Origin of the sequence: Nocardioides sp. QY071, assembly GCF_029961765.1 — a bacterium.
Lineage (GTDB): Bacteria > Actinomycetota > Actinomycetes > Propionibacteriales > Nocardioidaceae > Nocardioides.
Map to the genome: position 1 here is coordinate 113026 of NZ_CP124681.1, position 22018 is coordinate 135043.

Genomic DNA, 22018 nt, shown 5'->3' on the forward strand with positions numbered 1-22018 from the left:
ATGCTGGCGCCGTGACCACGACCCGCGTGCCGCAGGAGGAGCGCACCCGCGCCATGCGGCAGCGGCTGATGGACGCGACGGTCGAGCTGCTGGTCGAGAAGGGCTTCGGCGGTACGACGACCACGCTGGTCTCCGAGCGCGCCGGCGTCAGCCGCGGCGCGCAGCTGCACCACTTCCCGACCAAGAACGACCTGGTCGTCGCCGCGGTCGGCCACCTGACCGCGATCCGCGGGTCCGACCTCGAGGCCGCAGCGGCGAAGCTGCCGAAGGGCCGGGGACGCACCGAGGCGGTCGTGCAGATGCTCGGCGACCACTTCGCCTCGCCCGTCTTCACCGCGGCGCTCGAGCTGTGGGTCGCCGCCCGCACCGACCCGGGCCTGCACGAGGAGGTCGCGCCGCTCGAGCAGCACGTCGGGCGCGAGACCCACCGGCTGACGGTCGAGCTGCTCGGCGTCGACGAGGCGCAGCCCGGCGCCCGCGAGCTGGTGCAGGCGACCCTCGACCTGGTCCGTGGCCTCGGCCTCGCCAACACGCTCGGCGACGACGCCCGTCGTCGCCGCCGGATCCTCACCGAGTGGGCGCGCACGCTGGACGCGGCCCTGAGCAAGGAGAGCTGATGACGGTTCTGGACGAGATCCTCGCCGATCTCTCGGCCGAGGGCGACGCGCTGCGCACGGTCGTCGTCGGCCTCGACGACGCGGGCTGGCACGCCGCTACCCCCGCCGAGGGGTGGGACATCGCGACCACGATCGGTCACCTGGCCTGGACCGACGAGGTCGCGGTCCTCGCCTCGCTGGCGCACACCGGTGGCGGGAAGGAGGCCTGGGACGCAGTCGTGTTGGACGCCATCAACGACCCCTCGGGCTTCGTCGACGCGCAGGCACTGGCGTTCGGAGCCCTCCCGCCGCAGCAGCTGCTGACCCGCTGGGACGCGGGCCGCGACGTGCTCGCCGCCGCGCTGCGCAACGTGCCCGACGGTCAGAAGCTGCCGTGGTTCGGCCCGCCGATGTCGCCGACGTCGATGGCGACCGCCCGCTTCATGGAGACCTGGGCCCACGCGCTGGACGTGTACGACGCCGTCGGCGTGCGTCCCGAGGTCACCGACCGGATCCGCCACGTCGCCCACATCGGCGTGCGCACCCGCAACTTCGCCTACGCCAACAACGGGCTCGAGGCTCCGGCCGAGGAGTTCCGGGTCGAGCTGACGGCGCCGAGCGGCGAGCTGTGGACCTGGGGACCTGGGGATGCTCCCCAGATCGTCACCGGCTCGGCGTACGACTTCTGCCAGCTGGTCACTCAGCGGGTCCACCGTGACGACACCGACCTGAAGGCCGTCGGCGAGGACGCTGAGAAGTGGCTCACCATCGCGCAGGCGTTCGCCGGCCCCGCCGGCGGAGGGAGGGACCCGAAGTGACCGAACCGATCCGGATCGCCAACTGCTCCGGCTTCTACGGCGACCGCCTCTCCGCGCTGCGGGAGCAGCTCGAGGGTGGCGACGTCGACGTCATCACCGGCGACTACCTCGCCGAGCTGACCATGCTGATCCTCGGCATGGACACGCTGCGCGACGCCGACCTGGGCTACGCCCGCACCTTCCTCAAGCAGCTCGAGGACACCCTCGGCCTCGCCCTCGACAAGGGCGTGAAGATCGTCAGCAACGCCGGCGGCCTCAACCCCGCGGCCCTGGCCCGCAAGATCGAGGAGCTCGGCACCGGCGCCAAGGTCGCGTACGTCGAGGGCGACGACCTGCGCTCGGCCCAGCTGTTCGAGGGCGCGCTCACCGCCAACGCCTATCTCGGTGCTTTCGGCATCGCGTCCGCACTGAGCAACGGGGCCGACATCGTCGTCACCGGGCGCGTGACCGACGCCAGCGTCGTCGTCGGCCCGGCGATCGCCCACCACGGCTGGACGCCCACGTCCTACGACGCCCTGGCCGGTGCCGTCGTCGCGGGCCACGTCATCGAGTGCGGCACCCAGGCGACCGGCGGCAACTTCTCCGGCTTCGTCGACCTGTTCCGGGCCGGCGCCCCGATGGACAGGCCGCTCGGCTTCCCGATCGCCGAGATCGCCGCCGACGGCAGCAGCGTGATCACCAAGCACGACGGCACCGGCGGCGCGGTCACCGTCGACACCGTCACCGCGCAGCTGCTCTACGAGATCCAGACGACGCGTTACCTCAACCCCGACGTCACCACGCGTCTGGACTCGATCCGGCTGCACCAGCAGGGTCCGGACCGGGTCGAGATCAGCGGCGCCACCGGCACCGCACCGCCCGAGCAGCTCAAGGTCGCGGTCAACCGGCTCGGCGGCTACCGCAACCAGGTGGAGTTCGTGCTCACCGGCCTCGACGTCGACGCGAAGGCCGAGTGGCTGCGCAGCCAGCTCGACCCGCACCTCACCGCGAAGGACGTGACGTGGACCCAGACCCCGGCACGCACGGGGGATGCGGACACCGAGGAGGGCGCCTCGGTCATCCTGCGCTGCATCGGCAAGGACCCCGAGGCCGGCCCGCTCGGCAAGCCGTTCACCGGCCCCGCGGTCGAGCTCGCGCTCGCCAGCTACCCCGGCTTCACGATGACCACCCCGCCGCAGAAGCCCAGTCCGTTCGGCATCTACACGCCCGAGTACGTCGACCGGGCCCAGGTGCAGCACACGGTGGTCCACCACGACGGCACCCGCGAGGTGATCGCCGACCCGACCACGTTCGCCGACCCCGCGGAGCTCGACGCCGAGCTCGGCAAGCGGCCCTCGCCGTACCCCGCCCCGGCCGACACGATCACCCGCCGCATGCCGCTCGGCACCTTCGTGCACGCTCGCTCGGGCGACAAGGGCGGCAACGCGAACCTCGGCCTGTGGGTCAAGCACGACGGCTCGCCCAAGTACGAGGCGCGCGTGCAGTGGCTCGCCAAGATCGTCAAGGACCGCAAGATCCGCGAGCTGATCCCGGAGGCGCGCGACCTCGACGTCGACGTCTACGTGCTGCCCAACCTGGGCGCGGTCAACGTCGTCATCCACGGCCTGCTCGGCGACGGCGTCGCCGCGTCCACCCGGTTCGACCCGCAGGCCAAGGGCCTGGGTGAGTGGGTCCGCAGCCGGATCGTCCACATCCAGGAGGACCTCGTATGAATCACCCCACGAACTTCTTCTCCCCCGCTTCGCTCCTCCGAACAAGTTCGCGGGGACCCCGATGACCTCGTTCGACCACGGCTGGACCCCCGAGCAGCTGGCGCTCAAGCAGAGCGCCATCGAGTTCACCAAGCGTGAGGTCACCCCGCACCTCGACCAGTGGGAGCGCGACGGCGAGCTGCCGCGCGAGCTGCAGAAGAAGCTCGCGCACGCCGGGCTCCTCGGCATCGGCGTCAGCGAGGAGGTCGGCGGCGACGGCGGCACCCTGGTCGACATCTGCGCCGCGCAGGAGGGCTTCATGGCGGCCGGCTGGTCCGGCGGCGCGATGGCCTCGGCCTTCACGCACGGGATCGCGATCCCGCACATCATCCAGAACGGCTCGCCTGAGCTGATCGACGCGTGGGTCCGCCCGACCCTGGCCGGCGACCTGATCGGCTCGATGGCGGTCACCGAGCCCGGCACCGGATCCGACGTCGCGAGCATCAGCACCCGTGCGGTCCGCGACGGCGACCACTGGGTGATCAACGGCGCCAAGACGTTCATCACCTCCAGCGTCCGCGGCGACTTCGTCACCACGGCCGTACGCACGGGCGAGGCGGGCGCGCACGGCATCTCGATGATCGTCGTACCCAAGGGCACGCCGGGCTTCACCGTCTCCCGCAAGCTCGACAAGATGGGCTGGCTGGCCTCCGACACCGGCGAGCTGTCCTACGTCGACGTGCGGGTCCCGGTCGGCAACCTGGTCGGCGAGGAGAACCACGGCTTCTACTACATCGCCGAGAACTTCGTCACCGAGCGGATCTTCCTCGCGCTGATGGGCTACGGCCACGCGATGCGCTGCCTCGACCTGTCCGTGCAGTACTGCAAGGACCGCGAGACCTTCGGCAAGCCGCTGGTCAAGAACCAGGTGGTGCGGGCCAAGCTGGTCGAGATGCACCGCCAGGTCGCGGTCGCGCGCGGCTACACGCTCGAGGTCGCGCGGCGCTACGTCGCCGGTGAGAACGTCATCGCGGAGGCCTGCCTGGCCAAGCAGACCGCCGTCGACACCGCGGTGTGGGTGGCCGACCAGGCCGTCCAGCTGCACGGCGGCATGGGCTACATGCGCGAGTCCGAGGTCGAGCGCCACTACCGCGACGTCCGGCTGCTCCCGATCGGCGGCGGTGCCACGGAGGTCCTCACCGATCTCGCGGCCAAGCTGCTGGGCTACGCGTGATGGGCCTGCTGAAGCCGCTCGGCGGCGAGGTGACGGTGCACATGAAGGCGCCGGTCGAGGACGTCTGGGCGCTGGTCAGCGACGTCACCCGGATCGGTGAGTTCTCGCCCGAGACCTTCGAGGCCACCTGGACCCACGGCGCCACCGGACCCGTGGCCGGCGCCCGGTTCAAGGGACACGTCAAGCGCAACGGCGTCGGGCCCGTCTACTGGACGCCCTGCACGGTCACCAAGGCCGTCGAGAACGAGGTGTTCGAGTTCGCGGTCGGGCTCGACGGCAACGCCCTCAACACGTGGGGCTACCGGATGCAGCCCGAGAACGGCGGCACGAGCGTCACGGAGTACTTCCGGCTCACGCCGGCCTGGTTCATGCGCGGCTACTGGCTGCTGCTGGGCCGGCTGCGCGGCAAGACCAATGAGCGCGGCATGCGCACGACCCTGGAGAGGATGAAGGCGGTGGTGGAGGCATGACCACGACACAGACCCCCGAGCAGGAGCGGCGCGCGGCCATGGAGGCCAAGATCGCCGACCTGCACGCGGAGCAGGAGAAGGCGGTCGAGGCCGGTGGCAAGTACGTCGCCCGGCATCGTGAGCGCGGCAAGCTCACCGCCCGCGAGCGGATCGAGCTGCTCGTCGACGAGGGCTCCGCGTTCCTCGAGCTGATGCCGCTGGCCGGCTGGGGCAGCGACTTCGCGGTCGGCGCCTCGCTGGTGACCGGCATCGGCGTCGTCGAGGGCGTCGAGTGCCTGATCGTCGCCAACGACCCGACGGTCAAGGGCGGCGCCCTCAACCCGTGGTCGCTCAAGAAGTCCTTCCGGGCGGCCGAGATCGCCGAGAAGAACTTCCTCCCGACGATCAACCTCACCGAGTCCGGCGGCGCGGACCTGCCCACCCAGAAGGAGATCTTCATCCCCGGCGGCCGCGGGTTCCGCGACCTCACCCGGGCCAGCGCCCGCAAGCAGCCCACCATCTCGGTGGTCTTCGGCAACTCCACCGCGGGTGGCGCGTACGTGCCCGGCATGAGCGACTACGTGATCATGGTCAAGGAGCAGGCCAAGGTGTTCCTGGCCGGCCCGCCGCTGGTGAAGATGGCCACCGGCGAGGAGTCCGACGACGAGACCCTCGGCGGCGCCGAGATGCACTCGCGGATCTCCGGCTCCTCCGACTTCCTCGCCGTCGACGAGCACGACGCGATCCGGCTCGCCCGTCGTACCGTCGCCCGGCTCAACTGGCGCAAGCAGGGTGCCGTCCCCGCCGCGACCTACGCCGAGCCGGACCTCGACCCCGAGGACCTGCTCGACCTGATCCCCACCGACCTCAAGGAGCCCTTCGACCCGCGCGAGGCGATCCTGCGCATCGTCGACGGGACCGGCCCCGGCAACGAGGTCCCCTTCGACGAGTTCAAGCCGCTCTACGGCTCGGCGCTGTGCGTGGGCTGGGCCCAGCTGCACGGTCACCCGATCGGCATCCTCGCCAACGCCCGCGGCGTGCTGATGAGCGAGGAGGCCCAGAAGGCCGCGCAGTTCATCCAGCTGGCGAACCAGAAGGACACGCCGCTGCTGTTCCTGCACAACACGACCGGCTACATGGTCGGCGCGGAGTACGAGCAGGGCGGCATCATCAAGCACGGCGCGATGATGATCAACGCGGTCTCCAACTCGAAGGTCCCGCACCTGACGGTGATCATGGGCTCGTCGTACGGCGCAGGCAACTACGGCATGAACGGCCGGGCCTACGACCCGCGGTTCCTGTTCACCTGGCCCTCGGCGAAGTCGTCGGTGATGGGCCCGGCCCAGCTCGCCGGCGTCCTCGAGATCGTCGCCCGCGAGTCCGCGGAGAAGAAGGGCCAGCCCTTCGACGCCGAGGGATTCGTCGCGATCAAGGAGATGGTCGAGACGCAGATCGAGGAGCAGTCGCTGCCGTACGTCCTCTCGGGGATGGTCTACGACGACGGCGTCATCGACCCGCGCGACACCCGGACGGTGCTGGGCATCTGCCTGTCCGTCATCGACAACCAGCCGATCGAGGGCGCCATGAACTTCGGCGTCTTCAGGATGTGAGCGCCATGATCACCCGAATCCTCGTGGCCAACCGCGGCGAGATCGCCCGGCGCGTGTTCCGCACGGCCCGCCGGCTCGGCATCGAGACGGTGGCCGTGCACTCCGACGCCGACGCGGACCTGCCGTTCGTGCGGGAGGCGGACGCCGCCGTACGGCTGCCGGGGAACACCCCCGCCGAGACCTACCTCCGCGGCGACCTCGTCATCGCCGCCGCGCTGCGGGCGGGCGCCGACGCGATCCACCCCGGCTACGGCTTCCTCTCCGAGAACGCCGGCTTCGCCCGCCAGGTCGCGGACGCCGGGCTCGTCTGGCTCGGTCCCGACCCGTCGTCGATCGACTCGATGGGCTCCAAGATCGAGTCCAAGAAGCTGATGGACGCCGCCGGCGTGCCGGTGCTCGGCAACCTGACCGTCGACACCGCGACCGAGGCCGACCTGCCGCTGCTGGTCAAGGCGTCGGCCGGCGGCGGTGGCCGCGGCATGCGGGTCGTGCGCTCGCTCGGCGAGCTGGCCGGCGAGGTGGAGAAGGCCTCGGCCGAGGCCGAGTCGGCGTTCGGCGACGGCACCGTCTTCGTCGAGCCGTACGTCGAGCGCGGCCGCCATGTCGAGGTCCAGGTCGTCGGCGACCGGTCCGGGAACGTCGAGGTCTTCGGCACCCGCGACTGCTCGCTGCAGCGTCGCCACCAGAAGGTGGTCGAGGAGGCGCCCGCGCCCGGCCTGTCCGACGCCGTGCGCACCGCGATGCACGACGCTGCGCGGGCCGCGGCCGAGGCGGTCGACTACGTCGGCGCCGGCACCGTCGAGTTCCTCTACGACGCCGACACCGAGCGGTTCTTCTTCCTGGAGATGAACACCCGGCTCCAGGTCGAGCACCCTGTCTCCGAGCTGATCCACGGCGTCGACCTGGTCGAGCTGCAGATCGCGGTCGCCGAGGGCCGGCCGGTCCCCGCGGTCACCGAGCCGGTCGGCCACGCGATTGAGGTCCGCCTCTACGCCGAGGACCCGGCGGCGGACTACGCCCCGCAGACCGGGCGGCTGCTCGAGCTCGAGGTCGAGCACGACGACACCTTCGCCCTCGACGGCTTCGGCACCCGCCTCGACACCGGCTTCGAGACCGGGGACGAGGTCGGCACCTTCTACGACGCGATGCTGTCGAAGGTGATCACCTGGGCGCCGACCCGGGAGCAGGCCGCGCGGTCGCTCGCGCGGGTGCTGGAGAGGGCCCGGATCCACGGCCTGGTCACCAACCGCGACCAGCTCGTCGCGTCGCTGCGACACCCGGCCTTCCTCGACCCGGCCGGCCTGGCGACCTCGTTCTACGGCGACCACCCGGAGACCCTCGCGGCCGGGGGCGCCGACGACCTGCTTCCGCTGGTCGGCGCGGTCGCGCTCGCCGAGCACCGCCGGCTCGCCGCCACGGTGCAGTCCCGGATCCCGGCCGGCTTCCGCAACGTCGTCGCCGCGCCGCGCTCGACCCGCTTCGGTCTCGGCGCCGAGGAGGTCGAGGTGCTCTGGTACGGCGGCCGCGACGGCTACCGCAGCGCCGATCGCGACGACGTGGTCGTCGTGTCCGCGTCGCCTTCGGAGGTCGTGGTCGACGTCGACGGGGTGACCCGGCGCTACGCGGTCCGGGTGAGCGGGGATGCCGTGCTCGTCGACGGTCCGCGCGGCGGCGCCACGCTCCGCATCGTCCCGCGCTTCGTCGACCCGTCCACCCAGGTGGCCGCCGGCTCGCTGCTCGCGCCCATGCCGGGCAGCGTCGTGTCCGTGAGCGCCGCCGTCGGGGACGTCGTACAGGAGGGCCAGACCATCCTCGTGATGGAGGCCATGAAGATGCAGCACACCATCGCGGCGCCCTACGCGGGCACCGTCACCGAGCTGTCGGCGACCGCCGGTCAGCAGGTCGAGGCGGGCGTCGTGCTCGCCGTCGTGGAGCCGGAGAGCTCCGAGGAGGACAACTGATGACCATCCCGTTCACCGAGTCCGAGGAGCGGGTCGCGCTGCGCGACTCCGTCAAGGCACTCGCCGCGAAGTACGGCCACGCGTACGTCGCCGAGCAGGCCCGGTCGGGCGGCAAGACCACCGACCTGTGGAACGACTTCGGCAAGCACGGCTTCATCGGGGTCAACATCCCCGAGGAGTACGGCGGCGGTGGCGGCGGCATGGGCGACCTGGCGGCGGTCCTCGAGGAGGCGTCCGCGCAGGGCGCCCCGCTGCTGATGATGGTCGTCTCACCGGCGATCGTCGGCTCGATCATCACCCGCTGCGGCACCGAGGAGCAGAAGCAGCGGTGGCTGCCCGGCATCGCCAGCGGCGAGACCGTCGCCGCCTTCGCCATCACCGAGCCCGACGCGGGCTCCAACAGCCACCAGATCACCACCACCGCCACCCGCGACGGCGACTCGTGGGTGATCAAGGGCCAGAAGACGTTCATCTCCGGCGTCGACGAGGCCGACGTGATCCTGGTCGTGGCGCGCACCGCCGACGCCAAGACCGGCAAGCTCAAGCCCGCGCTGTTCCTCATGCCGACCGACGCCCCAGGCCTCGAGCGGCAGCACATCCCGATGGAGTTCGTCGCGCCGGAGAAGCAGTGGACGCTCTTCTTCGACGACGTGCGACTGCCCGCCGACGCCCTGGTCGGCGACGAGGACGGCGGACTGTGGCAGCTGTTCGCCGGCCTGAACCCGGAGCGGATCATGGGCGCGGCGATGACCTGCGGCCAGGCCCGCTACGCCCTGGAGAAGGCGGTCGACTACGCCAAGACCCGCACCGTGTGGAAGGACCAGCCGATCGGTGCCCACCAGGGCATCGCGCACCCGTTGGCCAAGGTGAAGATCGAGCTCGAGCAGGCCCGGCTGCTGATGCAGAAGGCCGCCGCGCTCTACGACGCGGGCGACGACTTCACGGCCGGCGAGTACGCCAACATGGCCAAGTACGCCGGCGGCGAGATCGCCTGCAACGCGCTCGACGTCGCCGTACAGACCCACGGCGGCAGCGGCCTGACCACCGAGCTCGGCCTCGGCAACCAGCTCGTCGCCGCCCGCTTGGGCCGGATCGCCCCCGTCAGCCGGGAGATGATCCTCAACTTCGTCGCCATGCACTCGCTGGGGCTGCCGAAGTCGTACTGAGGCGCGGAGGGAGTTTCACCGGCCGGCCGGTGAAACTCGCGCTTGGACGAGGAAGCTTCCTCGTCCAAGCGCCAGTTTTGTCGTCCAACCCCCGCCAGTTTCACCGGCCGGCCGGTGAAACTGGCGCGGCGGGCAGCGCGGCGGGGCACAATGCCGAGATGCTGCGCCTGCTGCCGCCCCTCCTGGTCCTCATCCTCTGGGTCTACTGCCTGGTCGACGTGATCACCGCGCGCGAGGACAGCGTCCGCAACCTCGCCAAGACCTGGTGGCTGCTCATCGTGTTCTTCTTCCCGCTGGCCGGCTCGATCGCCTGGTTCATCGCGGGCCGTCCGGTCACCGAGCGGCCGTTGACCCGCGAGCAGGGCGCGGCGCCGAGCTATCCGGAGTACGAGCGCCGCGGCCGCTTCGCCGCCGCGGACCCCGAGAAGGACGAGGAGTTCCTGCGCAAGGTGCGCGAGCGGGCCGAGGAGCAGCGTCGCGCGCACGAGCAGAGGAAGCGGGAGCAGGAGCGGCGCGAGCAGGAGGGTCCCGAGCCGGTCTGAGCCTGAATCAGTCTGTCGCGCGCCGCAACGGGTACGCGGTGAGGATGGACGACGAGGTACTCCACGGCTATCTGCAGCACCACTGGGCGGGATCGACGGCGGGCGTGTCCCTGTTCCGGCGGGTGGCCCGCACCCACGCCATCGCCACGGTCGCGACCGCCATCGACAGCCTCGCCGACGAGGTCGCCGACGAGCGCGAGACGCTGCGCCGGATCATGCACGACGTCGGCACCTCCCCGAGCACGCTCGGGACGGTCGCGGCGAAGGCGGGCGCCGAGCTCGGTCGGCTCAAGCCCAACGGCCGGATCCTCACCCGCGCACCCCTCACGGACCTCGTCGAGATCGAGGCGCTGCGGATCGCGGTCTGGGGCAAGCGCTGCGGCTGGGAGGCGCTGCGCTCGGTCGCCGACGACGAACCGCGGCTCGACGCCGCACTCCTCGACGACCTCGTCGCCCGGTCCGACCGGCAGCTCGACCTCCTGGCGCAGCTGCACCTGACCACCGCTCGCCGTCGGATCGTGTCATGAGGGTCGTCGTCACCGGCGCGTCCGGGAATATCGGCAGCGCCGTGATCCGGGAGCTCACCGCCGGCGGCCGGCACGAGGTCGTGGGCGTCGCGCGCCGTCGCCCCGAGCTGTCCGACCGCGCCGTCGCGGAGGGGTCGGTCACCTGGCGACCCACCGACGTCGGAACCGACGACCTCGACCCGGTGCTCGAGGGCGCCGACGCGGTCGTCCATCTCGCCTGGAAGTTCCAGCCGACCCACCGCCCGGAGGAGACGTGGCGGACCAACGCCGTCGGCACCCGCCGCCTGCTGTCCGCCGTACGACGCCAGCGGGTCCCCACGCTCGTCTGCGCCTCCTCCGTGGCCGCCTACTCGCCGGCCCACCACGACGACCTGGTCGACGAGGGCTGGGAGACCGACGGGTCGTCCGCGGCGGCCTACTGCCGCGAGAAGGCCTACAACGAGCGCGTGCTCGACGCCTTCGAGGCGTCCGGCGAGGACACCCGGGTGGTACGGATCCGGCCGGCGTTCGTGTTCCAGCGCTCCGCGGCGAGCGAGCAGCGCCGGATCTTCGGTGGCCCGCTGCTGCGGCCGCGGATGCTCGACACGCGGCTGATCCCTGCCCTGCCGGTCCCGCGTGGGCTGCGGCTCCAGGCGGTGCACGCGGAGGACGTCGCACGCGCCATCGTCGCCGCGGTCGAGCGGCCGGTCACCGGGGCGTTCAACCTGGCGGCCGCCGGGGTGCTGCGCCGCCAGGAGCTCGGCGAGATCGTCGGCGCACCGACCGTCGAGGTACCGCCCCGCCTGGTCAGCGGCGCGCTCGACCTCGGCTGGCTCGCCCACCTGGTCGGCGTGCCCGGCTCGCTCGCGGAAGCGCTGCTCGCCGTACCGCTGCTCGCGACGGACCGGGCCCGCGCCGAGCTCGACTGGTCGCCGCAGCACACCGCCGCCGAGGCGATCGAGGCGTTCCTGTCGGGGGCCGCCCGGTCGGCCGGCTCCGGGATGCCGCCGCTGCACCCCTGAGGGTCTCGAGACGGTCGCTGCGCGACCTCCTCGACCGCCGGGGAGACGGTCGCTGCGCGACCTCCTCGACCGACGGGGAGACGGTCGCTGCGCGACCTCCTCGACCGCCGGGGAGACGGTCGCTGCGCGACCTCCTCGACCGCCGGTGGGCCGCGGGTGATGGGATCGACCCGTGGGCGGTGTGCTGGAGGGCTTCGGGACGATCGCGATCGTCATCGCCCTCGGCGCGCTCCTGGCCGACCGCGGCATCGTCGACCTGCACGGCCAGCGCAGCCTGTCGCTGGCGTCGTTCTACCTCGCGAGCCCGGCGCTGCTGGTCACCGTGCTGGAGGACTCCGACCCGTCCCGGGTGCTGTCCGGGCCGCTGGTCGCGACGGCCGCCGGCGTGGTCGTCAGCGCCGGGATCATGGCCGCGATCGCACGGGTACGACGCCTCGACGCCGGCACCGCGGTGGTCGCGAGCCTGTGCTCGGCGTACGTCAACGCGGGCAACCTCGGCATCCCGATCGCGGCGTACGCGCTCGGTGACGCGGCGCTGGTCGTCCCGGCGCTGCTGATGCAGCTGCTGGTGCTCCAGCCGCTGGCGTTGACGGTCCTCGACGTGGTGACCAGCCCGGAGCGCCCGTCGCTCCTCAAGATCGCGTCGCGGCCGGTCACCAACCCGCTGACGATCGCGTCCTTCGCCGGCCTGCTGCTCGCCGGCACCGACACCGAGCTGCCGCAGGTCGTGCACGCGCCGCTGGAGCTGGTGGGTGGGATGGCGGTGCCCGCCATGCTGATCGCGTACGGCGTCGCGCTCCGCCTCGGTCCGCTGCCGGGGCGCGGGGTGACGCCGCGGGCGCTGGCCACGGTCACCTCGCTGAAGATGGTGGTCCAGCCGGTGGCGGCGTACGTCGTCGGGAGGTTCGGGGTCGGTCTCGACGGCACCGACCTGTTCGCGGTGACCCTGCTCTCCGCGCTCCCGACCGCTCAGAACGTGTTCGTCGTCGCGATGAGATACGAGCGCGGCGTGCTGCTGGCCCGCGACGCCATCTTCGTGTCCACCCTCGCCTCGGCGCCGGTGGCGATCGGGATCTCCGCGCTGCTGGCCTGATCGGGCCGCCGGGGGGAGACCCTCCCGTGGCGCGTGGGGTCGATGTCATAGGTTGCGCCTGTGGGAGTTGTCGGAGACCTCGATCGGGCGCAGCGGCGCAAGCCCGCTGTCGGCTTCCCGCTCGCGGTCATCTACAAGTTCTTCGACGACCAGGGCAACTACCTCGCGGCGATCCTCACCTTCTACGCCTTCTTGTCGATCTTCCCTCTCATGCTGCTCGGCACGTCGATCCTCGGGTTCATCCTGGAGGGCCGCGAGGCGCTGCAGGAGCAGGTCCTCGACTCGGCGCTGGGCCAGTTCCCGATCATCGGCGACGCGCTCGGGCGGCCGGAGGGCATCCAGGGCTCGACCGGCGGCATCATCGTGGGTTCGCTGACGGCGCTGTACGGCGCGCTCGGGCTCGGCCTCGCGCTGCAGAACGTGCAGTCGGCGGCATGGGCCGTGCCGCGCAACAGCCGCCCGCACCCGGTGATGACCCGGGTCAACAGCCTGTTCATCCTGGCCGTGGCCGGCACCGCGATCTTCACCGTCTTCGTCGGCTCGGCGGTGCTCACCGAGACTAACCTGGTCGGCGACCTGTCCCGGCACGGGTGGTTCCACTGGCTGGTGCGGCTGTTGACCGTCGGGATCCTCGGCTCGGTGATGACCGTGCTGCTGCGGATGGCGGCCGCCCGGGCGATCCGCGACCGAGGGATTCGGGCCGCGCCCGGTGGCTTCACCGTCGCGGTGCTCTGGCAGGCCCTGCAGTGGATCGGCACCTGGTACGTCACCAACGTCATCGCCAGCACACACCGCAACAACATGACCGAGGCGTTCGGGGTCGTCCTCGGCCTGATGGGCCTGCTCTACATCGGTGCGGTGATGGGCGTGCTGGGCATCGAGGTCAACGTCGTGCTCGCCCGCAGGCTGTGGCCACGCGCGCTCCTGACGCCGTTCACCGACTCCGTCGACCTGACCGAGGCGGACCGCCGTGCCTACGCGATGTACGCCCAGATGCAGCGGCACAAGGGCTTCGAGACCGTCACGGTCCGCTTCGACGGCCGCGACGGCGACTCCCACGAAATCCTCCTCGACCCGCGCACCGAGAAGGTCCACAAGCAGCACATCCCCGGCCGGCCGCCCCGCCCGGAGGCGGCCGAGGAGGCGACCCAGCCGGTCAACCTGCCCCCGTCCGTCTGAACCGACCCGACCCGACCCGATTCGACCACAGCCATGGCCCAGAACTCGTTCACCCGCGGACTCGACGTCCTCATCGCGATCGCCCGCAACGGCCAGGTGAGCGTCGCCGAGGTCGCCGAGGAGCTGGGGCTCGCCACGAGCACGGCGTACCGCTATGTCCGCTCGCTGCGCGACTACGGACTGATCGAGGAGTCCCAGGGCGTCTACGTCCCGGGCTGGCGGCTGATGGAGATCTCGGGCGAGCACCTCACCCACACCCGGCTCGTCGAGGTCGCGGGGGAGTACCTGCGCACGCTGACCTACCAGACCGGTGAGACCGCGGTGCTCGCCGTGCGCGCGGGCTCGCACGCCATCTGCCTGCGCCAGTCCGTCTCGCCGGCGCCCGACCGCTACGCCTTCCGGATCAACGAGCTGCTGCCGCTGTACGCCGGTGCCGGCCAGCGGCTGCTCCTCGCCTACGCCCCCCGCCCGATCGTCGAGGTCGCCCTCGCCAACCTGGTCTCCTACTCGGCAGCCACCATCAAGCCCGATGAGCTGCCCGCCGCCCTCGCCCAGGTACGCCGCGACCAGCTGGCCGTGTCGCGCGGCGAGTTCAAGGAGGGGGCGATCGCGGTCGCCGTACCCGTGTTCAGCAACGGCGAGTGCGCTGCGTCGCTGACCATCGCCGGACCCTCGGACCGGTGCGACAACGCGGAGTGGGTGCGCCGCACCACCCGGCTGCTGCGGGCGGCGGCGACCGAGATGTCGGCCGAGATCGACGCCTGATCCTCTCCGGTCTGCTGCCGGGATTGCTCAGCGCTTCCCTGGGGAAGGGAGGGGCATGGCCTTCCTGGGTGGACCCGAGGCGGCGGCCCGGGTGGCGGCCGACCCGTTCTGGTCGGTGGTACGACGGCGGCACCCCGACGTCGAACTGGTCCTGCTGCCACCGGCCGGACCCGCCGAGCCGGCCGAGCAGCTCTCCGAGCAGCTCCGCGAGCCGATCCCGCAGACGAGCCTCGAGGCGGCGACCGCGGAGTGCGCGGCCCGGGTGGCGGAGCTGTGGGACCGGCTGGTCGGCGCGACCGAGCCCGACGAGTGGCGGGACCGCTGGACCACCGGCGCGACGCCCGAGGTGTCCCGCCACGAGGCCACCTGGACCCGGCTCGGGATGGAGCCGGTCACCGCCGCCGGCGTCCTCGAGCGGGCGGCCGCGCTGCTGGGCGACGAGGACTGGCGGGTGCTCACCCCGCCCGACGGCATGCCACGGGTGCTGGCCGGCCGGCCCGTCCGCCACGGCCGCGAAGAGATCGACCTGGTCCTGGTGCCTGCCACCGGGAGGTTCTTCCTGACCGTCCGCTCCGGGCCGTACCTGCTGGACGGTGCGCGATGAGCGTCTCCGGCATCGAGTACAACGCGATGTCCCGGTCGATCACCGACTGGGAGCACCTCGACCAGCTGATGACCGGCTCGAAGAGCGCCCTCAGCACGGCGAGCACCGCCGGCCTGCCGCCGAGCGTCCAGCCCGCCGGGGTGCTCTTCCTGGAGCGCTGGTCGGGCTTCGCGGGCGAGAGCGCGCTCATCGCCCGCGGCTTCGCCGACGCGCTGACGGCCGCGTCCGACGACTACCTCAACACCGACGACAGCGTCGACCAGCGCTACACCCAGCTCGACGGACGCCTGGGGCCGACGCGGTGAGCGTCACCATCGTGGTCCCGCCGTCCCAGCCGGCCACGTTGCCCGAGCCGCCCGGCGACGCAGCCCAGTGCGACACCCTCGCCGAGACGCTCTACACGACGGCCGCGCGCTACGAGGAGTTCGGCGAGGAGGCCACGCAGCTGCGCAACCTCACCGGCTACTGGTGGGGCGTCGCGTACGACGCCTATGTCGTCGCCTCCGGCAACGCGGCCACCGAGCACACCGCCATGGCCGCCACCGTCCGCCGGGTCGGCCGGGCCGTGACGTCGTACGCCGACACGCTGCGCGACCTGACCGCCACCCACGGCACCCTCGTCGAGCGCAAGGGCGGGCTCGACGAGCGGCGGACCACCCTGATCGCCGACATCGACGCGACCACCGAGGCCACGCCCGGGGTGGTCGCCGCGCTGCAGGAGCGGGCCACCGACCTGCGCACCGGCTACGCCACCCTCGTGACCGACCACGACACCCTGCAGCGCCGGGTCCGGGAGAACGAGGACCTGCTGCGCCAGGCGTTCCAGGCGGCGGACACCCTGGCCGAGGGACTGTCCGCGGCGGGCGGCGTACCGGAGACGGCGCGCAGCGCCATGGACAAGCCCGGTGCGCCGGGCACGGGCGCCACGCCCGCGCAGGTGCGGGACTGGTGGGAGCACCTGACCGACGCCGAGCGGGAGGCGGTCATCGCGGCCTACCCCGGCCTGATCGGCTCGGCCGACGGGCTGCCCGCGGACACGAGGGACCAGGCCAACCGGGTGCTGCTCGACGACGACCTCGCCCGGCTGGGCGCCAAGGAGGCGGACGGCACCCTCTCCGCCGACGAGCGCAAGGTGCTGGACAACGCGCGGGCCACCCAGAAGGCCGTGGAGAAGGCCGACGGCTTCGTCGACCCGACCACGGGCGAGAAGCCCGGCGGCACGCTCTGGCTCTACGACCCGGCGGCGTTCGACGGCGACGGCCGGGTCGCGGTGGGCGTCGGCGATCTCGACACCGCCGACGACGTCTCCGTGCAGGTGCCCGGCATCAGGTCCGAGATGGACGACGTCGGCGGCTACACCGACGAGGCGATCCGGCTCTACGAGTCGGCCCGCTACAACGGCGACGGCTCCTCGGTGGCGACCCTGTTCTGGCTCGGCTACAACACCCCCGAGGGCGCGATCGACCTCGACACGATCACGACCGGACGGGCCGAGGACGGCGGGCAGCGGCTCGCCGACGCGGTCGAGGGGCTGCGCGCCTCCCGGTCCGACGACCCCGCCCACCTCACCGTGATCGGGCACAGCTACGGCTCGACCACGACGTCGTACGCCGCCACCGACCACGACCTGGCCGCCGACGACGTGGTGCTGATCGGCAGCCCCGGCGCGGGGCCGGCCGACACCGCGGCGGACTTCAGCGTCGGTGCCGACCACGTCTACGACGGCCGCAACAGTCGCGACGCCGTCGCCTTCTTCGGCGACGAGGGTGCCTACCACAACCCCGGCGGGCTCGGCGTCGACCCGTCCTCGGAGGACTTCGGGGCGCACCGGTTCGAGGCCGAGTCGGTCGACCGTGGTGCGATCCGGAACTTCGACGACCACAGCCGCTACTACGACCACGAGTCGGAGTCGCTCTACAACCTCGGCAAGATCGTCGACGGCCACGGCGACGAGGTCAACGGGGCCGCGCAGAGCCACGACCCGTGGTGGCGCTGGGCCGTCGACCCGGAGGCCGACCGCGACCCGACGACGAACGTGCCGGGGCGCTCGGACACCCGTGCCGATGACGTTCCGTAGCCTGGGAGTGGCGGCGCTCGCCGTCGTGCTGATCCTGGGAGGGTGCGGCGTGGATGACCGGAAGGGCGCGGCCGGACTGGCCCGACTGCAGGACTCCGTGGTCGCGCGGACCCGCGAGGTCGTCGGCGTGCTCGCCGGCGCCGGGCTCGAGGTCACCCGCGCGGCGGGGGCCGCGGAGTACTGCCGCTCCGAGCCGGCTCCCGGCGTCACCTACCGCAGTGGCGGCGCGGTCGCGGGGACCCCTGCGGAGGTCCCTGCCCAGTTCGCCGCCGCCCGGGAGGCGCTGCTCGCCGCGGGCTGGGTGGTCGTGACGGAGGGCACCGACGGCGGCCGGCCCTGGGCCAACCTGGGCCGCGACGGCCTGCGGCTCGGCCTCTCGCAGGCCAAGCACGGTGAGCGGCTGCTCGGGTTCGCGCTCACCAGTGCCGAGTGCGTCGACGTCGCGGACGGTGGCTTCCTCGACGACGACGACCGCCGCGTCGACCTCCTCGCCACTGAGAAATAACGTCACCGAAACGCCCGGTTCCCACGCCATGGGAACGGCGATTGTTGCGCCCTGCTCCGCGGCCGGATCCTCCTGTGATCCACGACACCCACCAGCCGCCAGGAGCGCACCGCATCATGACGCGACCCCGCACCCTCTCCCTGTCCGCCGCCGCCCTCGCTCTCGCCCTGCCCGTCCTGCTCTCCGCGTGCGGCGGCAGCAGCGAGGCCGACGAGAAGCCGTCGTACGACAAGTCCGCCCCGCTGCACAGCGCCCTCCCGAAGGACCTGCAGGGCAAGAAGTCGATCACCATCGCGAGCAACGTCGAGTACCCGCCGTTCGAGTTCCTCGACACCGACAACAAGACGGTGCTCGGCATCGACCGCGAGATCGCCGACGGGCTGGAGAAGCAGCTCGGCATCGACATCGAGTTCGACAACATCGCCTTCGACGCGATCATCCCGGGCCTCGCCTCGGGCCGCTACCAGATGGCGATGTCGGCGATGACCGACAACCTCGAGCGGCAGAAGGAGGTCGACTTCGTCGACTACTTCGCCGCGGGCGCCGGGATCATGACCCACGAGGCGGACGCCGACAAGTACACGACCCTGGCCGACATGTGCGGCACCACGGTCGCGGTCGTCAAGGGCACCACCGAGGTCCCGCAGGCCGAGGAGGCCTCCAAGCAGTGCGAGGCCGACGGCAAGGACCCGATCAAGGCGACGGTCTTCCCCGGCCAGAACCAGGTCATCCTCGCGCTGCAGAACGAGCGCGTCGACGCGATCTTGATGGACAGCGCGCCCGGCGCGTACGCCGCCTCGCAGACCGAGGGACTCGTCATGAGCAAGCCCTACGAGTCGCAGCCGTTCGGCATCGTGTTCGCCAAGGGCACCGACGAGCTCCAGAAGGCCGTCCAGCAGGCGCTGCAGGCGCTCAAGGACAACGGCGAGTACGACAAGGCGCTGGAGAAGTTCGGTCTCGAGAGCGGCGCCATCGACGAGTTCACCATCAACGGCGGCACCCAGTGACCTCGGTTCCCGTGACCGAAAACTCCGCTCCGGCCCCGTCCCGTCCCGTCCCTGCGCGGGACGGGCGGGACGCCCGGGTCGTGCTCCCCACCCGGCACCCGGCCCGCTGGGCGATGGCGGTGGTGGTCCTCCTGATCGTGGCGGGCGGGATCACCCAGGTCATCGGCAACGAGCGCTTCCAGTGGGACGTCGTCGGTGACTACCTGTTCGCCCAGCCGATCCTGCAGGGCGTCGCGAAGACGCTGATGCTCACCGCCGCCGCGATGGCGATCGGCGTCGGGCTGGGCGTCGTGATCGCCGTGCTGCGGCTCTCGCCGAACCCGATCCTGTCGTCGGCCGCCTGGACCTACTCCTGGTTCTTCCGCGGTACGCCGCTGCTCGTGCAGCTGTTGTTCTGGTACTTCCTCGCCGCGCTCTACCCGACCATCGGCGTCGGCGGCGTGTCGTGGAGCGCCAACGAGCTGATCTCGCCGCTCACCGCGGCGCTGCTCGGCCTCGGGCTCAACGAGGCGGCGTACATGAGCGAGATCGTGCGCTCCGGCATCCTCTCGGTCCCGCCGGGCCAGGCCGAGGCGGCCAGCGCGGTCGGCATGCGGCGCTCGCAGGTGATGCGCCGGGTCGTGCTGCCGCAGGCGATGCGGGTGATCATCCCGCCGACCGGCAACGAGACGATCGGCATGCTCAAGCACACCGCGCTGGTGCTGGTGATCGGCTACACCGAGCTGATGACCACCGCGTCCAACATCTACTCGCGGACCTACCAGACCATCCCGCTGCTCATCGTGGCCGCGCTCTGGTACCTCGCGATCTCGGCGGTGCTCTCCGTCGGTCAGTACTTCATCGAGCGGCACTTCGGCCGCGGCTTCTCGAACCACCGGGTCAGCCGCAAGGGGAGTCGCGGGCGCAAGGGGGAGGCGGTCGCATGAGTGCTCGTGCCGACGGCTCGCAGGAGCCGATGTTCCAGGCCTGGGACGTGCACAAGTCCTTCGGCCACGTCGAGGTGCTCAAGGGCATCGACATGTCGGTCGCCCGCGGCGAGGTGGTCTGCCTGCTCGGCCCCTCCGGGTCCGGCAAGAGCACCTTCCTGCGCTGCATCAACCACCTGGAGAAGTTCGACCGGGGCGAGATGTGGGTCGGCGGCGACCGGGTCGGGTACCGCCCGCACGGCGACAAGCTCAAGGAGCTCAACGAGCGCGAGGTCGCCGTACGCCGCTCCGGGATCGGGATGGTCTTCCAGGGCTTCAACCTCTTCGCGCACCGCACCGCGCTGGAGAACGTGATGGAGGGCCCGATGGTGGTCCGCCGGGAGAAGCGCTCGGTCGTCGAGCGGCGGGCGAGGGCCCTGCTCGACCGGGTGGGCCTCGCCGACCGGGTCGACAACTACCCCTCGCAGCTCTCCGGCGGCCAGCAGCAGCGGGTGGCGATCGCCCGGGCGCTGGCGATGCAGCCCGAGCTGATGCTCTTCGACGAGCCGACCTCCGCGCTCGACCCCGAGCTGGTCGGAGACGTGCTGGCCGTGATGCGCCAGCTCGCCGACGACGGGATGACGATGATCGTGGTGACCCACGAGCTCGGCTTCGCCCGGGAGGTCGCGGACCGCGTGTACTTCATGGACAGCGGCGTGGTCGTCGAGTCCGGCCCGCCCGCCGAGGTGCTGGAGCGGCCGCGGGAGGCGCGCACCCAGGCGTTCCTGTCCAAGGTGCTGGCGTGAGCGTCGCCCGTGTCGACCGTGTCGCCCGTGTCGGCCCGTCGGCCCGGCCGGACCTGGCCGGGCTGGCGGCGTACTCCTCCGTCGCCCCGGGTCCGGTCCCGGTCCGGGTCCGGGCGTCCTCGAACGAGGCGCCCGGCGGGCTGACCGGGCCGGTGCTGGACGCGGCGCTCGCCGCTGTCTCGGGCGCCACGCGGTACCCGCTGATCGGCGGTGCCGACCTGGCGGCCGCTCTGGCCGGGTCGTTGGGGGTCTCGGACTCGTCGGTGGCGGTGGCCGACGGGGCGCTCCCGCTGCTCGACCGGCTCCTGCTCGCCTACCTGCGGCCCGGCGACGAGGTGGTGATGGCGTGGCGCTCGTACGAGGCGTACCCGCTCAGCGTCCAGGTCGCCGGTGGCCGGTCCGTGCCGGTGCCGCTTCGGCCGGACGGGTCGCACGACCTGGCAGCGATGGCGGCCGCGATCGGTGCCTCGACGCGGGTGGTGATCGTCTGCAACCCCAACAACCCCACCGGCACGGTCGTGTCGTGGTCCGCCCTGTCGGACTTCCTCGACTCCGTGCCCCCCGACGTGCTGGTGGTGCTGGACGAGGCATACACGGAGTACGACGCCCGCTCCCGGCCCGCGTCGATGTCCGTGCCCGAGCTGGCTCGGCGGGGGAACGTGGTCGTGCTGCGCACCTTCTCCAAGGCCCACGGCCTCGCCGGCCTGCGGGCGGGCTACCTGGTCTCGTCTGCGGAGGTCGCGGGCGCGGTGCGCTCGGTCCTCCCACCCTTCCCCGTCTCGTCGGTGGCCGTCGCCGCCGCCCTGGCCTCCCTCGCCCATCCGTCGGTCCTCGCCGCCCGGGTGGCGTCGACCCGGGAGGAGCGGACGCGGGTGGCCGCGTTGCTCGGCGGGCGCGGCATCGTCGTACCGGAGGCGGAGGGGAACTTCGTCTGGCTCCCGCTCGGGCCCCGGTCGGCGGAGTTCGCCGACCTGTGCCGCGCGCACGGGCTGCTGGTGCGGCCCTTCGCCGGCGAAGGCGTCCGGATCACCGTCGGTGACCCGGACCTGCGGGCGGTGCTCGCAGAGGTGCTCGCCGCCTGGGAGTGAGGGCCCCCGGGAGGCGAGGGTGAGTGGCGGGGATCGGGCGGGCACGTCCGGTCCCCGCCGGTCGTGTTCCTGTGCTGGCCCCTTCGGGGCGGGTGCGGGCGGCCGCCGTCAGCCGGCCGTGCGGATCGTCAGGTACGCAGCGCGCAGTGGGCGCCGCGCCGACCGCACGTACAGCACCACGCCGATGACGCCGAGCAACAGTATGCGCACCACCCAGCGGGCCTTGCTCAGGTCGGCGACCTCCCACGTCGCGCTGGGCCAGCTGAGCACATCGATGAGTGCCCACGCCCACAGTCCCGCCAGAGCCAGGACGACGACGATCACGGGGAGCACGTCGCGGAGCCTAGTCGCGATACGCCGTCGGTGGTCGGCGATGGGTTGCGCTCGGCTCGTC

Annotated in this window: 23 protein-coding genes; 22 read left to right on the plus strand and 1 reads right to left on the minus strand. The window is 72.0% G+C overall.

Annotation, left to right across the window (positions count from 1 at the left end; translation table 11 throughout):
* Positions 1-11 precede the first annotated feature (11 nt).
* The 22 genes from QI633_RS00515 (at position 12) to QI633_RS00620 (ending at position 21624) form a co-directional block, all read left to right on the plus strand.
* On the plus strand, positions 12-617 hold the full coding sequence (locus QI633_RS00515; RefSeq protein ID WP_313901087.1) for a TetR/AcrR family transcriptional regulator: 606 nt from the start codon (positions 12-14) through the stop codon (positions 615-617).
* Positions 617-1414, plus strand: coding sequence for a TIGR03084 family metal-binding protein (locus tag QI633_RS00520; RefSeq protein WP_282427766.1), 798 nt, complete (start codon positions 617-619; stop codon positions 1412-1414). Before QI633_RS00515 ends, QI633_RS00520 begins: the two co-directional genes overlap by 1 nt.
* The gene (locus QI633_RS00525) at positions 1411-3126 is read left to right on the plus strand and encodes an acyclic terpene utilization AtuA family protein (protein WP_282427767.1); all 1716 of its coding nucleotides are present in this window, start codon (positions 1411-1413) and stop codon (positions 3124-3126) included. The genes QI633_RS00520 and QI633_RS00525 overlap by 4 nt, the downstream gene beginning before the upstream one ends.
* Positions 3127-3187: 61 nt before the next feature.
* Positions 3188-4339 carry an acyl-CoA dehydrogenase family protein gene (locus tag QI633_RS00530; protein ID WP_141796421.1) on the plus strand — a complete coding sequence of 384 codons (1152 nt, stop codon included), beginning with the start codon at positions 3188-3190 and terminating at the stop codon, positions 4337-4339.
* On the plus strand, positions 4339-4809 hold the full coding sequence (locus QI633_RS00535; protein WP_141796420.1) for an SRPBCC family protein: 471 nt from the start codon (positions 4339-4341) through the stop codon (positions 4807-4809). The genes QI633_RS00530 and QI633_RS00535 overlap by 1 nt, the downstream gene beginning before the upstream one ends.
* Complete coding sequence (locus QI633_RS00540) at positions 4806-6398, plus strand: acyl-CoA carboxylase subunit beta (RefSeq protein ID WP_141796419.1); 1593 nt, start codon at positions 4806-4808, stop codon at positions 6396-6398. The genes QI633_RS00535 and QI633_RS00540 overlap by 4 nt, the downstream gene beginning before the upstream one ends.
* A 5-nt stretch (positions 6399-6403) precedes the next feature.
* Positions 6404-8359 carry a biotin carboxylase N-terminal domain-containing protein gene (locus QI633_RS00545; protein ID WP_282427768.1) on the plus strand — a complete coding sequence of 652 codons (1956 nt, stop codon included), beginning with the start codon at positions 6404-6406 and terminating at the stop codon, positions 8357-8359.
* Positions 8359-9525 carry an acyl-CoA dehydrogenase family protein gene (locus QI633_RS00550; protein ID WP_282427769.1) on the plus strand — a complete coding sequence of 389 codons (1167 nt, stop codon included), beginning with the start codon at positions 8359-8361 and terminating at the stop codon, positions 9523-9525. Before QI633_RS00545 ends, QI633_RS00550 begins: the two co-directional genes overlap by 1 nt.
* Positions 9526-9683: 158 nt before the next feature.
* Positions 9684-10067, plus strand: coding sequence for a PLD nuclease N-terminal domain-containing protein (locus QI633_RS00555; RefSeq protein ID WP_141796417.1), 384 nt, complete (start codon positions 9684-9686; stop codon positions 10065-10067).
* Positions 10068-10111: 44 nt separating this feature from the next.
* Complete coding sequence (locus tag QI633_RS00560; protein WP_282427770.1) at positions 10112-10594, plus strand: hypothetical protein; 483 nt, start codon at positions 10112-10114, stop codon at positions 10592-10594.
* Entirely contained in the window at positions 10591-11595 is a 1005-nt protein-coding gene (locus QI633_RS00565) for an NAD-dependent epimerase/dehydratase family protein (RefSeq protein WP_282427771.1), read from the plus strand. Before QI633_RS00560 ends, QI633_RS00565 begins: the two co-directional genes overlap by 4 nt.
* Positions 11596-11767: 172 nt before the next feature.
* A complete protein-coding gene (locus tag QI633_RS00570) occupies positions 11768-12688 on the plus strand; it encodes an AEC family transporter (RefSeq protein WP_141796414.1) in 921 nt (306 codons plus the stop codon).
* 60 nt (positions 12689-12748) lie between these two features.
* Complete coding sequence (locus QI633_RS00575) at positions 12749-13867, plus strand: YihY/virulence factor BrkB family protein (protein WP_141796413.1); 1119 nt, start codon at positions 12749-12751, stop codon at positions 13865-13867.
* 33 nt (positions 13868-13900) lie between these two features.
* The gene (locus QI633_RS00580; protein WP_282427772.1) at positions 13901-14632 is read left to right on the plus strand and encodes an IclR family transcriptional regulator; all 732 of its coding nucleotides are present in this window, start codon (positions 13901-13903) and stop codon (positions 14630-14632) included.
* Positions 14633-14687: 55 nt separating this feature from the next.
* Positions 14688-15236, plus strand: a complete 549-nt coding sequence (locus tag QI633_RS00585) for a hypothetical protein (protein WP_141796411.1) — start codon at positions 14688-14690, stop codon at positions 15234-15236.
* On the plus strand, positions 15233-15541 hold the full coding sequence (locus QI633_RS00590) for a hypothetical protein (protein WP_141796410.1): 309 nt from the start codon (positions 15233-15235) through the stop codon (positions 15539-15541). The genes QI633_RS00585 and QI633_RS00590 overlap by 4 nt, the downstream gene beginning before the upstream one ends.
* Complete coding sequence (locus tag QI633_RS00595; RefSeq protein ID WP_282427773.1) at positions 15538-17313, plus strand: alpha/beta hydrolase; 1776 nt, start codon at positions 15538-15540, stop codon at positions 17311-17313. The genes QI633_RS00590 and QI633_RS00595 overlap by 4 nt, the downstream gene beginning before the upstream one ends.
* On the plus strand, positions 17300-17818 hold the full coding sequence (locus QI633_RS00600) for a hypothetical protein (RefSeq protein ID WP_282427774.1): 519 nt from the start codon (positions 17300-17302) through the stop codon (positions 17816-17818). Before QI633_RS00595 ends, QI633_RS00600 begins: the two co-directional genes overlap by 14 nt.
* A gap of 116 nt (positions 17819-17934) precedes the next feature.
* Positions 17935-18825 (plus strand): ABC transporter substrate-binding protein, encoded by an 891-nt coding sequence (locus QI633_RS00605; protein WP_282427775.1) that lies wholly within the window; start codon positions 17935-17937, stop codon positions 18823-18825.
* Positions 18826-18905: 80 nt separating this feature from the next.
* Positions 18906-19751, plus strand: a complete 846-nt coding sequence (locus QI633_RS00610; RefSeq protein WP_282427776.1) for an amino acid ABC transporter permease — start codon at positions 18906-18908, stop codon at positions 19749-19751.
* Positions 19748-20536: an amino acid ABC transporter ATP-binding protein gene (locus tag QI633_RS00615; RefSeq protein ID WP_282427777.1), complete on the plus strand. Its 789-nt coding sequence runs from the start codon at positions 19748-19750 to the stop codon at positions 20534-20536. The genes QI633_RS00610 and QI633_RS00615 overlap by 4 nt, the downstream gene beginning before the upstream one ends.
* Entirely contained in the window at positions 20533-21624 is a 1092-nt protein-coding gene (locus tag QI633_RS00620) for a histidinol-phosphate transaminase (RefSeq protein ID WP_282427778.1), read from the plus strand. The genes QI633_RS00615 and QI633_RS00620 overlap by 4 nt, the downstream gene beginning before the upstream one ends.
* A 108-nt stretch (positions 21625-21732) precedes the next feature.
* Here the strand turns inward: QI633_RS00620 and QI633_RS00625 are convergent, their stop codons facing one another.
* Positions 21733-21957 carry a PLDc N-terminal domain-containing protein gene (locus QI633_RS00625; RefSeq protein WP_160158125.1) on the minus strand — a complete coding sequence of 75 codons (225 nt, stop codon included), beginning with the start codon at positions 21955-21957 and terminating at the stop codon, positions 21733-21735.
* Between the last annotated feature and the right edge of the window lie 61 nt (positions 21958-22018).